This is a genomic window from Mycobacterium sp. 1081908.1 (assembly GCF_001673535.1).
Lineage (GTDB): Bacteria > Actinomycetota > Actinomycetes > Mycobacteriales > Mycobacteriaceae > Mycobacterium.
Genome location: NZ_LZLY01000049.1, coordinates 1 through 12,957, shown reverse-complemented (window position 1 = coordinate 12,957; position 12,957 = coordinate 1). Strand labels below are relative to the sequence as shown.

Below are 12,957 nucleotides of genomic sequence, written 5' to 3'. Positions count from 1 at the left end.
CCGACTCTCCACTCAACAGCCGGCTCAACCGACGAAGGCCTCTAGGTGAGCCGCTCGCGCAGAGTCTTCGAACGTATGTCGGGCCAATTCTGCTCGACGTGTTCTAGGCACGCCTGCCGAACGCCTTCGCCGAAGACCACCCGCCAACCGTCTGGAATCTCGGCGAAGGACGGCCACGGGCTGTGCTGCTCCTCGTGGTTAACCAGGACCAATAAACTGCCGTTGTCGTCATCGAATGGATTGATGCTCACGGTTCTCCTGATTGTTGGTAACGCCAGGAGCGCAACGACGCCGGGCCGCTCGAAGCATTGCGCCTCCATGTTTGCCCCACTGTAGCCGCGGTTTCTTTGGTTTGCTGCGGACTGACCAAGATAGCGCCGCCACTCGCGAGTGATCCCTTACCTGGGGTACGAAGCCCCACGTCAGGGTCGGTGAAACCACAAGTGCTGGGAGCCGGCACCCCGGGTGTAGCTTCGCGTAGCACCGTTGAGAACCGAGCATCGCCGTCTCGACCCTGGCTAGGTCCACAGTGATTCCCTGCCTTGCGCTCGGCTTAAAGGTGTTGGCATCGCCGGGGCCGAAGCGCTCAACAACGAGCACCAGTCAGTACTGGTAAAGCAGGATCTTGTGCGCGTCCCCGCCGGGCGAGACAAACAGCCGGTGCCCGACAGTGTCGACAAAGAGCCATTTGGGGTCGCTGGGGGACGACCCGGGAATATCGCCGAGCGACGCGAATTTCGTCGGGGTGTTGGTTGCGCCGGAGAGCATGTAGAGATCGTTCGAGTTGAAGAATGCGACGAATAATCGGCCATCCCCGGTGGACGCAAACTCGCTCGTCCATCCCGGGCCGCTGAACTCACCCTCTTGCTTGCCTGTGTGACCGTCGAGGACTGAAATTCTCGCGGGCGAGATGACCGGGAACTGACCGACCGTGATGTAGGCAGTGTCCGTCTTAGGCTCGAAGCCTAGGTCCTGTATTTCGCCGGGCCCGCCGACTGGGGTGCGCCATCTTTCCCTCAACATCAGGTCGGCACGCCCGACACTGGATGGGTTCGTATACAGGACGTCACCAGTCGCCGAGTCCACCGCGATCCGTTGAACCAACATATTCTGGCCCGCGACGTGCGGTGCGACGACGTTCTCGCGGACAATGCGGCCATCGGAATCGAACTGAACGAGGCACTCGCCCTTGTCGGACACTCCACCGCCATACACAATGCCGGTCGCCTGGCTGATCGCAAGCACTTGTGGAGAGCAGGACGGTTTGTCGCTGGTCGAAATAAGAGTGTCCGAGTCCGTACTGAATACCTTGATCGCCCCCGGCACGAGCGCGTAGCCACGCCTGAGCTTGTCATTGACGACGACGTGCTCGGGAAGGTCGCCGAGCGACGTGTCCAAACGCTCGATGGGCCCCGCCGGTGCCAACAGCGAGACGACGTATGCCCTGATTCGTGGCGGCCCCCCCTCGAGGCCCGTCGCGTACAACTTGTTCGTCGCGGTACTGAATGTCAGCTCCATGGGATGAAATGGCAGCGCTATGGCGCCGGTCAGCGGCGGCGGGCCAGTTGAGGAAATCGTTGCGGACCCAGCCGGTCTCGCGGGGTGCGGCGGCGTCTTGTCAGACGAGCACGCCACAAGAATTGCGGTCAGGGCGACCGCCGCTGGCCAGCGCAACTGCCGATTCCACATGGCGGCAATTGTCGCACCGGCAAGTTATGGGTATGCGCGACAGGACACGCCAACACCGCTTGTACACGAAACGCTCATACCGGGCATAGTCACCTATAGCCGCCTCAGCGACAGCATCCTCGGTGACACCGGCGAGACATGCCAATGAGATGGGCCCAAAATCAGACGGTGCAGGTTCTCACCTCGCCATGTTGGCGAACCGCGACAAGTGCAGCTGATGCGCGACGGTGACGGTCTTGGTCGGTCCGTTGCGGTGCTTGGCGAGAATGAAGTCCGCCTCTCCCCCACGCGGATCGTCGCGCTCGAAGGCGTCGGGCCGGTTCAGCAGGATGACCATGTCCGCATCCTGCTCCAGCGATCCCGACTCACGAAGGTCGGACAGCATCGGCTTCTTGTCGGTGCGCTGCTCGGGGCCACGGTTCAGCTGGCTGATCGCCACCACCGGGACCTCGATCTCCTTGGCCAAAAGCTTGAGATGTCTTGAGAATTCGGACACCTCGATCTGCCGTGACTCGACCTTTTTGCCGGAGGTCATCAGCTGCAGGTAGTCGACTACGACGAGCTTCAGGTCGGCCTTCTGCTTCAACCGACGCGCTTTGGCCCGGATCTCCATCATCGTCAGGTTCGGTGAGTCGTCGATATACAGTGGCGCCTCGCTGATTTCGCTCATCCGCCGCGCCAGCCGGGTCCAGTCGTCGTCGGTCATCCGGCCCGACCGCATGTCGGCCAGCTTGATTTTCGCCTCGGCCGACAGCAGCCGCATCACGATCTCGGACTTGCTCATTTCCAGCGAGAAGATGACGCTGGCCATCCGGTGCTTGATGGAACACGACCGCAAGAAGTCCAGTCCCAGCGTCGAGTTATGCGTGGGGATCATGGCGTTGCTCGCCAGGTACATGTGGCTGTCGTTGTCCACTTCGACACACCGCACGGGAACCGTCTCGATCGGGCGGACGTCGACAATGAAGCGGGACCCCGAGCGCTGGGTGTTAGCGGCGGCCCGACGTTCCTTGTGCAGCACAGCTTTTCGTTGCAAACCGAACACCACGTCGTCGGTGGAAAAAGTCAGCGTGTAGGCGATGCTGGATGACTCGCGGCGGCCGGGCACCCGCTTGGTCGAGGTCTGGCAGCGATAGCCGAGGCTGGCGATCAGCTCGGCGACATCACATACCAGCCGATGGTCAGTGACGGAGAATTGGACTGCGCCGCCGGCGGTCACGGTGCCGTCGGTATCGAGCAGGCCCGCGAGCAGCGCGCGCCGCTGTGTCTCCGACGCCCGCAGGTACTCGGTCGGAATGTGCTTGTTACCAAGTACCCCCAGCGTCCGCAGCCGCGCCTGCAACGTCCCAATAGCGTTGTGGCAGCTCTGACACAACCGCGTCCCCGACGACGGGCCCCCGCAGCGAGCGCAGGTCGGGCTTGGCACCGGAGCGGAGACAAATCGCGCCCGGCCGCCGCACGAGCGTCCGCACGTCCGCACCTGGCTGGTCTGGGGAATGAAGTCCTTGCCACACACCGCGCACTGACGCGGCGCTTGCTCGGGTCGGGCCGGTAGGCGCAGCTGGTAGCGGTAGGGGGAAGTCGACGGAACGGCTACGAAGCCGTCCGCTTCGATCCGCATGATGATCTCGGGATCGGCTGTCGTGATCTGTGCTGCGGCAGTGGTGCCGTCGCCGAGCCACGCGCCGAGAGTGTATGCGGGAACGAGTAATTCGCGTGCCGGTAGATCAAGTGCACGCGCGTTGACCACGCTGTGGTTCAGTCGTCGGTCCAGCGTGTCGCAGCGCACCGTGTCGGCGATCTCGGCCGTCGTGCGCACCGCGGCAAATGTCCGCTGATTTTTGTAGCGGTTGTACCCCACCGCCGCGGCTTGCGCCGACTTGCGGGATGCGCGGGTCTCGGTCAACCACTGATGCTCCGCGTCGGCGACGATCACTGTCCCGTCGGAGAACTCCACCTCGTAGCATGGCCGGCCCAGCATCACGTCGGTGGCCGCCACTACCCGCGTCGGCCGCCCGTCGTCACCAAGCAATTCGTCGCCGACGGCGACCTCACCCATCGTCGTCCAACCGGTCGGCGTGGGCAGCGGCGTGTCCAACGCGAGCGCCTTGCCCACGCCAGGCCTCGCCGCGACGATGATCATCTGTCCCGGGTGCAGACCGTTGGTGACCTCGTCGAGTTCGGTGAAACCGGTCGGGACACCGCGCGCGATGCCGCCGTTGGAGGCGATGGCGTCGATCTCGTCCATGGTCGGCTGCAGCAGGTCCTCCAGCGGAACGAAGTCCTCGGAGAGCCGACGGTCGGCGACGTCGTAGATCTCGGCCTGCGCGCGGTCGACGATCTCGGCCACGTCGGCGCCCTCGGCGCCCGCGTAGCCGTACTGCACGACCCGCGTCCCGGCCTCCACCAGCCGGCGCAGCAGCGCCTTCTCGGCGACGATGCCCGCGTAGTAGCCCGCATTGGCCGCCGTCGGCACCGTCGAGATCAGGGTGTGCAGATACGGCGCCCCGCCGATGCGGCGCAGCATCCCGCGCCGGTCCAGTTCCGCGGCGACCGTCACCGCGTCGGCCGGCTCACCGCGTCCGTAGAGGTCGAGGATCGCGTCGTAGACGTTCTGGTGCGCCGGGCGGTAGAAGTCGCCGGGACGCAGCCGTTCCAGCACGTCGGCGATGGCGTCCTTGCTCAGCAGCATCCCGCCCAGCACCGACTGTTCTGCGGCCAGGTCCTGCGGCGGCTGACGGCCGAACTCTTCGTTGGGCGGCGACCCCATGCCTGGCGCGAGGTCATCGACGACCGCCACGGACTCTCACCTCCCCTAGCACGAGTACTCGAACATATATTCGAACCGACGTTCAGAGCTTAAGTCAAGGCGCCGACACCCAACGACCACATGAACCGATGTCGCATCGCGCCGGGACGACCGTAAACGTTGCTGGCCAGTACTTAAAGGGGCCGTTGTTCATAACGCTGTGCATCGTGTGTGCATATCCTTCGACACCTGTGTTGAGCGGGGTGTGGAGAACCTGTGGATTAATTCGAGACACTGCTACATCACTGCTGATAAGAGCAGTACAACTCACCGCGTTTCGTGTGGACAGGAATCTCTACGGCGTGTCGCCGCAGGTTACTGCGCCGGGCGTGTTGGCTTTCGGCCAGATTTTCGCCGCGTTACCAGGGGGTTAAGCGGTCCACTCCGCGGCACCCCTGAAAGAGTTCGCCAGCCGAGCAAACCCGGCGGCCTTCTCAAGCCGCGCCGAAGCGCGCGGCACGCACCCAAAGCTCGGCGGCGGCCGATTCGTGGCCGCCGCCGGAGGGGAGCAAACGCTACTTAGTTAGCTGTCCGAGACGACATCGAGCGCGACCTCGGCGTCGATCTCGGGGTGCAGGTGCACCGAGACCGCGTAGGTGCCGACGGCCTTGATGTGCGTCTTGGGGAGCCGGACGACCCGCTTGTCGAGGTTGGGCCCGCCGGCCTTCTTGATGGCCGCGACAATGGCACCGGCGGTCACCGAGCCGAACAGCTTGCCTGTGTCGCCCGCGGCCTTCACCGGCAGGGTGACGGGGCCCAGCGCATCGATCGCCGACTTGATTTCGTTGGCGTGCTCGAGGTCGCGCACGGTCTTGGTCTCGCGGGCCCGGCGAATCTCGTCGGCCTGCTTCTGCGCGCCGCGCGAGGCCAGGATCGCCAAGCCGCGCGGGAGCAGGAAGTTGCGGCCGTACCCGTCCTTGACCTCTACCGCGTCGCCGACGGTCCCGAGGTGGTCGACGTCAGCCGTCAGAATCAGCTTCATTGTTTAGTACTTTCGGTTGGCTCTCGGCGGCTACCGCGTCGAGGAGGTGAAGGGCAGCAGGGCTACCTCGCGCGCGTTCTTCACCGCGATGGCGATGTCCCGCTGGTGCTGCACGCAGTTCCCGGTCACCCGGCGCGCGCGGATCTTGCCGCGCTCACTGATGTAGGTGCGCAGCAGCGTGGTGTCCTTGTAGTCGATCGCTTGACCCTTTTTGGCGCAGAAGACGCATTTGCGCGCCTTGATCGGCTTTTCCGGAGCCGGGCGCCGCTTAGTGGACTTGGCCATGTCTGTCTTTCTTTCCTTTAGTTACTGGTCTGAAGTTTTTGTTTTAGAAGGGTGGCTCGTCGTCGCCGCCGCCGAAGGACCCGGAGGCCGGGGCGCTGCCCCACGGGTCGTCCCCCGACCCGCCGCTCGGCTGGGCCGCCGGGGCCGCCGCCGGGCGAGAGCCGCCGCCTCCGCCGAAGCCGCCGCCCCCGCTGCCGCTGCGGCTGGCCTTGTTGACCTTGGCGGTGGCGTACCGAAGCGAGGGCCCGATCTCGTCGACCTCGACCTCGACGACGGTGCGCTTCTCGCCCTCACGGGTCTCGAACGACCGCTGCTTGAGCCGCCCGGTGACGATCACCCTGGCGCCCCGAGTGAGGCTTTCCGCGACGTTCTCGGCGGCCTCCCGCCAGATGTTGCACCGCAGGAACAGCGCCTCGCCGTCCTTCCATTCCCCGCTCTGGCGGTCGTAGATCCGCGGCGTCGATGCCACGGTGAAGTTCGCCACCGCGGCACCCGAGGGAGTGAACCGCAGTTCGGGGTCGGCAGTCAGGTTGCCGACAACGGTGATAGTGGTGTCACCAGCCACAGGTTCCTCCTCGTTCCACCCTGTCCGTCGCCTTTGGACGGGGGATAGACATCAGTGTGTTCCCGCTGAGCGTACGCAGCCCCGACGACACTCGGCAGTCAGTGCTTGTCGGTGCGCATCACCTTGGTGCGCAGTACCGACTCGTTGAGGCTGAGCTGGCGGTCGAGCTCGGACACCGTCGCCGGCTCGGCCTTCAGGTCGACGACGACGTAGATGCCCTCGGCGTGCTTGGCGATCTCGTAGGCCAAGCGGCGCTTGCCCCAGATGTCGACCTTTTCGACGGTCCCGCCATCCTTGCGGACAACGTTGAGGAACGTCTCCAAGGACGGGGCAACGGTGCGCTCGTCGAGCGTGGGGTCAAGAATGACCATGATTTCGTATGGACGCATGGAAACCTCACCACCTCCTCTGGTCTGTACGGCCGCGGTCGATCCGCGGCAGGAGGGTCGCCTGCGTCGGCAACCGCCCCAGGGTACCGGACGCGGGGCCGGCCGGAAAAATCGTCCGGCGGGGCCTCACTTCCGGCGTTCGGAGTATTCCTTCGCCCTGGCCCTCGTCGCGTCGTCGGTCTTGGCGAGCGCACCGCAGTCGAACGGCGGCTGCGGGTCGTATTCGATCAACAACTGAGCGGCCTGCGCGGCCTCGCGGTCAACCAGAAGCTCGACCAACCGCAGGGCCATGTCGATGCCGCTGGACACTCCGGCGGCGGTGATTATTCGCTGCGGCAGGTGCTCGACAACTCGTTCGGGCACATAACCCGCGCCCAACTCGTTCAACAAATCCGCAGCAGCGAAATGGGTGGTCGCGGTGAGCCCGTCGAGCAGGCCGGCGGCGGCCAGCAACAGCGCCCCGGTACACACCGAGGTGGTGAACGTGGTGTTGGGGTGCACCGACCGCAGCCAAGCCCGGATGGCATCGTCGTGGATGAGCTGGCGGGTCCCGATGCCGCCGGGCACCACCACCACGTCGGGAGCGCCGACTTCGTCGAACGCCGCATCGCAGGCGACGCCGAGCATGCCGTTTTCGGTGCGCACCTCGCCGCGGCGGTGCCCCACGAACACCACGTCGATGGACGGAATGCGCTGCAGCACTTCGTACGGACCCACGGCGTCCAGCGCGGTGAAGCGGGGAAACAGCGGAATCGCGACCAGGGTCATGGCGCCACTCCCGCCACTTCGGAGTCGGGATCGGGTGCCGGCGCCGCCGGGCGCCGCAGCCCCGGCGGACGCAGCCAACCGGGCAACCACCCGGGCGGGGCGTCGGAGGCGCGGTCGAATGGGCCGCCCGCCGGATCGTCGACGCGCCCGCCCCAGCGCACCAGGTCCTCCTCGGGCCGGTAGATCTGCCGGACGACGAGCACACACACCGCCACGACCGCGATGTCGCGCAGCAACACCGTCGTGGTGAAGAACTGCTCCGGCAGCCCGCGGTTCGGGTTGCCGTACAGGTAATACATCCGCGGCACCCACACCAGTGCGTCAATCGTCATCCAGGCCAACAATATTCGGCGATGCGGCAACGCCAGCACCGCCAACGGCACCAGCCACAACGAGAACTGCGGGCTCCACACCTTGTTGGTCAACAGGAAAACCGCCACCACCAAAAACACCAGCTGCGCCAGCCGCGGGCGGCGCGGGGCGGTGAGCGCGACGTAAGCGATCGCGACACAACACAACGCGAACGACACCGCGACGACGGCGTTCAACACGGTCGGTGGCTCCCAGAAGCCGAGCCCGGGATCGAAACCGCGCCAGCCGGTGAACGATTTCACCACGTTGTACACCGAGTCCATGTCGTCGCCGCGTCGCGTGTTGAGCCGGAAGAACTCCGACCAGCCGCGCGGAAAGAGCACCAGCACAGGCAGATTCACCAGTAACCAGGTCGCCGCGGCCGTCCCCGCCGTGCGGGCCAGGGCGCCGAGGCGACCGGTCCGGACACCCAGCACCAGCATCGGGCCCAGGAACAGCAGCGGATAGAGTTTGGCCGCGGCGCCCAACCCGATCAGCACCCCGGCCAGCACCGGTTTGCGCCGCGCCCAGGCCAACAGCCCGCCCATCGCGAAAGCCGTTGCCAGAGCGTCGAAGTTGGTGAATATCTGAAAGATCACCAACGGCGAGGCGGCCACCAGGGCGGCGTCCCAAATGCGGCGGCCCGACAGGCCCGCGGTCGCCCAGACGGTCGCCAGCCAGGCCAGCGCCAGGCCGAACGCCGCGACGTCGAAAAACATCACCACCTCGGCCACCACTGGCAGGGGCGCGACCTTGCTCAGCGCGGTATACGTCTTGGCCACCGCCATCGACACGTACTGGTAGACGCCGGTCAGCACCGGATACTCCATGTAGCGAACCGCGGGCCGGCCGTCATAGCGCGTCTGCGGCGCGCCGGTGCCGTCGGTCTCGATCCAACTCGACTTGTACGGAAACTTGCCCTGGCTCAACAACTCCGCGCCGTAGAGCGGCACCGTGTCGGAGTAGCACAACTCGTAGTAGGCGCGTTGGTTATCCCAGTTGGCCACCCGCTGGTCGCCAGTCCCCGAGCCGGTGCTCTGCAGGCACGCCGCCTTCGTCGACCAGCCGAGCGCCAGGAACACCAGCGCGATCAGGAACATGACCCGCACCGGAGTCATCACCCGCGTGCGCCCGATCAGCGCGTGCCGCCCCACCGGTCCCCCGACGGCATCGGCCAGCGCCGCGCCCAAAACGTCGGTGCGGCTGGGGCAATCGCGGTTGTCTGCGCTGCGGAGGTCGGCGGCCAGGGGCCGCGGTGCGATGGTGTTGTCCTGCTGCCGCGCGCCGGTCACGGCGGCGGCGGGGGCGCTTGCGGGCCGCCCGGTGGGACACCGGGTGGCTGCGGGCCGCCCGCGCCGGGCTGCGCACCTCCGGGCGGCGGCGGCGCGTTGGTGATCGTCGTCGGTGGACCGACCGGGATGGTGATGCCGGGCGCCACCTCGATGGTGGGCTGGATGACGGTCACCGCGGGCGGCGCCGGTGGCGGAGGTGCGGCGGGAACGCCGGCGTAGCCACCGATCTCGCTCGGCTTCGGGAACGTCTCGTTGGGGGTCCCCTTCAGGGCCCCGTCCATGGTCGCCTTCCAAATGTCCGACGGCAGCCCGGAACCGTAGACCTCCGCGCCCGAGGCCGTCACCAGGGGCACGTTGTCCTGCACGGTGCCCACCCAGACCGCCGTCGACAGCGACGGCGTGTAGCCGACCATCCAGGCATCCTTGTTCGCCTGCGTGTCGCCCAGCTGCACCGTCCCGGTCTTGGCGGCCGAGGACCGGCCACCGGCCAGGTTGTGGCCGCGCGAGTAGCCGGCGATCGGCGCCATCGCGGCGGTGACGTTGTCGGCGACGCCCTTCTCGATGCGGTTCTCGCCGTTGTTGTCCGAATTGCCGGCGTCGAACAGCACCTGGCCTTCGGCGTTGACGACCTTTTGCACCAGGTGCGGCCGGTGGTAGACGCCGGACGCCGCCAGCGTGGCGTACGCCGACGCCATGTCGATGGGCCGGGTTTGGTACTGGCCCAGCACAATTCCGTTGTTGGGCGGTCCGCCCTTGCCGTCCTCGGACAGCGTGTGCGCGACACCGGGGAAGCTGGTCGCGACGCCCGCCTGGTGCGCGGCGTCGGCGACGGCCTGCGGTCCGCCCTTGAGCTTGAGCATCAGCCGGTAATAGGCGGTGTTCAGCGAAAGCTTGAGCGCCTCGGCGATATTGCAGGTCCCACAGCTCTCGCCGTCGACGTTGGTGATCTTGATCCCGTCGACGGTGAGCGGGGAGCTGTCGACCTGATAGCCCAGGCCGATACCTTGTTGCAGCGCCGCAACCAGAGCGAACACCTTGAACGACGATCCGGTCTGCAAACCGGCCTGAGCAAAGTCGAAACCGTTGGCGTCCGAGCCGCCGTAGTAGGCGCGTATCGCGCCCGTGTGCGGATCGATCGACACCGCCGCGGACCGCATGTCCGGGTCCTGCCCGTCAAGGTATTTCGACACCGCCTTCTCCGCGGCCTGCTGGGCCTTCGGGTCGATCGTCGTGGTGACCTGCAGCCCCTGAGTGTTCAGGGTCTGCTCATCGATGTTGAACAGCTCCATCAGCTCTTTGGTCACCTGGCGCTCGATCAGCCCGTTCGGACCGGTGGTCTGGTTCTGCGCGCGCGCGGCATCGGGCGGCAATGTCGCCGGAAATACCTGCGCCGCACGGTCACTCGGCGACAGCGACTTGGTTTCCACCATGCCGTCCAGCACCCAGTTCCACCGGTCCGCGGCGCCCTTGGGGTCGACGGCGGGGTCCAGCGAGGACGGCCGCCGGATCAGGGCCGCCAACAGCGCCCCCTCGGAGACGGTGAGCTGGTCGACCGGCTTGTCGAAATAGGCCTTGGCCGCGGCCGAAATGCCGTAGGCGCCCCGGCCGAAGTAGATGATGTTCAGATAGGCCTGCAAGACATCGTCTTTGGACCACTCCCCCGACATCTTGGTGGCGATGACCAGTTCCTTGGCCTTGCGCATCAGTCCGCTGAACCCGTGCTGCGCCGAACCGACGAGCGCGTTCTTCACGTACTGCTGGGTGATCGTCGAGCCGCCCTGTAGCTCGCCGCCGAAGAGGTCGTTGTTTACCGCCCGCGCGAACCCGCTGAAGGAGATGCCAGGGTTGGTGTAGAAGTTGCGGTCTTCGGCGGCGATCACCGCCTGACGCACATGCACCGGCACCTGGTTGATGTTGACATCGACCCGGTTCCCTTCGGGCGGAACGATTTTGGCGATCTGAGAGCCGTCGCTCGCCAGGATCGTCGAAACCTGGTTGGTGCGGATGTTGCCGGGCTTGGGGACGTCGACGATGAAGTACGCCATCGCGAAGGTGACGATCGGCAGCAGCACCATTGCCGCAACGGAGATGTAGGCCGCGCGTCGCACCCACAACCAGTTGATCTGCTGGGTCCAGCTCCAGTCCACCCCCGGCCTGGGGGCTCTGTCGCCGGGCCCGCCGGGGCCATCGGACCGCCGGGGCGGCGGCGGCGGTCCGTCGGGCGGGCGGCGCCCGGACATCGGCTCGTCGCGGCGCGGCGCCTTCGCGGTCGCCCGTCCGTCCATCGCGGCCTTGACCTCTTCGAGCGGGTCGCTTTGCAAGGGCGCGGACGCGGGGCGATCCAGCGCGGCCTTCACCTCTTGGATCGGGTCGGCCCGCCGGGGGGCGCGGTCGTCGACGACGGGCGGCAGGATCGTGGTCAGCCGGTCATCGGGCGGAACCGGGCGGCGTCGGCCGGACGCTTGGGGCGCGTCGCGCCGGTCCGGATCCGAATCGGCCGGCCCGTCGGTGCTCGCGTGCTTGCCCACGCGCTCAGTCGCCGATTCGTTGAGGTCACCGGGCGACTGGTCGTGGCGCCCTTCGTTACTCAATGGCCGTGCGGGCGCCGTTGCGCGCCGTCCGGGTGCCGCCGGTGCCCTTGGGCGGGCGTGCCGCACCCATCACGTACGACTTCACGAGGTGGTTCCAGCTGCAGGTTCGGCACACCTCCACCACGTGGACGGAAAACTCCTGAAAGCGGGTCGCCAGCAGCACCAACTCTTCGGCGGTGCGCGCCGAACCCGACACCGCGCCGAGGTGGTCGCCGAACACCCACGACACCAGGGTCAGCTGCTCCTTTCGGCAGATCGGGCACATCACCTGGCTCTGTTTCCCGTGAAATTTCGCGGCGCGCAGCAAGTACGGGTTGGCGTCACACACCTCGGATACACCGGTGCGGCCCGAGTAAACCTCGGCGAGCAGGGAGCGCCGCCGAAGCGCGTAGTCCACCACTTGTCGCTGCAGTCGCACGCTGACCAGAGTACGTGGCCGCCCGCACCGCCGATACGCAACCGAGACCGTTGCGGGCATCGACCGTCGGCGTCCTCTGCCGAATCCGAACGCGACTTCTACGATCATCGGCGTGGCGAAATTGCTCGGGGCAACACCGCTCCGCGGTGCGGCGACCTCGACGACCCGCGCCAAGGACAGCGACCGGCAGGACGCCTGCCAGATTCTCGACCACGCCCTGAACGACGGCGAGATCTCCGATCAGGAGCACCGGGAACGCGTCAGCGCGGCGACCAACGCGGTCACCCTCGGCGACCTGCGGGCCTTGGTGGAAGACCTGCAGGCCGACAGCGCCGGATTGCGGTCGCCGGCGCGCACGTGGCCCACGGTGGCCGCGATGTCGAACTTGGAGAGGTCGACCGCGACGGGACCGTCGGCGGCGTTCTTGGCCGAACTGGTCGGGTCTCCCCACCCGCCGCGGTAGTCGTAGGCGAGCATGCGGCGGTCGTCGGAGGGGTCCGGGCGGTCGAGCCCCGCGTAGGTCGGGTAGATCACCAGCCGGAACCCCATGACGTCGCCGAACCTTTTGCGCGTCTGCTCCATCAGGCCGGTGAGCCCGCCGACCGACAGCAGCTCCGTGGGCGGCGTCAGCACCACCGGGCCGACCCCGTCGGGTTTGGCGCCGGGATCCGTCGTGAAATCCAGCGGCGAACGGGTGTTGCCGTACAGGCCCCAACCAATGCCGACGCCCAGCAGCACCGCCGCGATGAACGCGGCGCTCAACGCGCTGTCGACCAGCGTCATGATCGGGCTCGGCAAGGCCTACGGACCGCGGATGG

General features: G+C 66.7%; 11 protein-coding genes and 2 pseudogenes. 1 reads left to right on the top strand and 12 read right to left on the bottom strand.

Features of this window, described 5'->3' with window-relative positions; all coding sequences use genetic code 11:
• Positions 1 to 41: 41 nt before the first annotated feature.
• The 11 genes and pseudogenes from A5655_RS07250 to A5655_RS07200 form a co-directional block, all read right to left on the bottom strand.
• A complete protein-coding gene (locus tag A5655_RS07250; protein ID WP_067007439.1) occupies positions 42 to 251 on the bottom strand; it encodes an MbtH family protein in 210 nt (69 codons plus the stop codon).
• Between the two features lie 352 nt (positions 252 to 603).
• Positions 604 to 1,518 (bottom strand): hypothetical protein, encoded by a 915-nt coding sequence (locus A5655_RS07245; RefSeq protein ID WP_067007436.1) that lies wholly within the window; start codon positions 1,516 to 1,518, stop codon positions 604 to 606.
• A 349-nt stretch (positions 1,519 to 1,867) separates the two neighbouring features.
• Positions 1,868 to 4,489 carry a replicative DNA helicase gene (gene dnaB, locus A5655_RS07240; RefSeq protein WP_067007433.1) on the bottom strand — a complete coding sequence of 874 codons (2,622 nt, stop codon included), beginning with the start codon at positions 4,487 to 4,489 and terminating at the stop codon, positions 1,868 to 1,870.
• A 532-nt stretch (positions 4,490 to 5,021) separates the two neighbouring features.
• The gene (gene rplI, locus A5655_RS07235; RefSeq protein WP_067007430.1) at positions 5,022 to 5,480 is read right to left on the bottom strand and encodes a 50S ribosomal protein L9; all 459 of its coding nucleotides are present in this window, start codon (positions 5,478 to 5,480) and stop codon (positions 5,022 to 5,024) included.
• Positions 5,481 to 5,510: 30 nt separating this feature from the next.
• Positions 5,511 to 5,765, bottom strand: coding sequence for a 30S ribosomal protein S18 (gene rpsR / locus A5655_RS07230; protein WP_066935440.1), 255 nt, complete (start codon positions 5,763 to 5,765; stop codon positions 5,511 to 5,513).
• Between the two features lie 43 nt (positions 5,766 to 5,808).
• The gene (locus A5655_RS07225) at positions 5,809 to 6,330 is read right to left on the bottom strand and encodes a single-stranded DNA-binding protein (protein ID WP_067007427.1); all 522 of its coding nucleotides are present in this window, start codon (positions 6,328 to 6,330) and stop codon (positions 5,809 to 5,811) included.
• 98 nt (positions 6,331 to 6,428) lie between these two features.
• Complete coding sequence (gene rpsF / locus A5655_RS07220) at positions 6,429 to 6,719, bottom strand: 30S ribosomal protein S6 (RefSeq protein WP_067007424.1); 291 nt, start codon at positions 6,717 to 6,719, stop codon at positions 6,429 to 6,431.
• Between the two features lie 126 nt (positions 6,720 to 6,845).
• On the bottom strand, positions 6,846 to 7,487 hold the full coding sequence (locus A5655_RS07215) for a DJ-1/PfpI family protein (protein ID WP_067007421.1): 642 nt from the start codon (positions 7,485 to 7,487) through the stop codon (positions 6,846 to 6,848).
• Positions 7,444 to 9,130 (bottom strand): annotated as a pseudogene (locus tag A5655_RS07210) (glycosyltransferase family 87 protein); the annotation flags it as partial. The gene A5655_RS07215 and the pseudogene A5655_RS07210, both read right to left, overlap by 44 nt.
• On the bottom strand, positions 9,127 to 11,658 hold the full coding sequence (locus A5655_RS07205; RefSeq protein ID WP_067007415.1) for a transglycosylase domain-containing protein: 2,532 nt from the start codon (positions 11,656 to 11,658) through the stop codon (positions 9,127 to 9,129). The gene A5655_RS07205 and the pseudogene A5655_RS07210, both read right to left, overlap by 4 nt.
• 55 nt (positions 11,659 to 11,713) lie before the next feature.
• A complete protein-coding gene (locus A5655_RS07200; RefSeq protein ID WP_067007412.1) occupies positions 11,714 to 12,139 on the bottom strand; it encodes a DUF5318 family protein in 426 nt (141 codons plus the stop codon).
• A gap of 112 nt (positions 12,140 to 12,251) precedes the next feature.
• Here A5655_RS07200 and A5655_RS29350 point away from each other — a divergent pair, with 112 nt between their 5' ends.
• Entirely contained in the window at positions 12,252 to 12,602 is a 351-nt protein-coding gene (locus A5655_RS29350) for a DUF1707 domain-containing protein (protein WP_082978535.1), read from the top strand.
• Here the strand turns inward: A5655_RS29350 and A5655_RS07195 are convergent.
• Positions 12,491 to 12,901: pseudogene (locus tag A5655_RS07195) on the bottom strand (hypothetical protein); the annotation flags it as partial. The gene A5655_RS29350 and the pseudogene A5655_RS07195 sit on opposite strands and share 112 nt — an antisense overlap.
• Positions 12,902 to 12,957 lie beyond the last annotated feature (56 nt).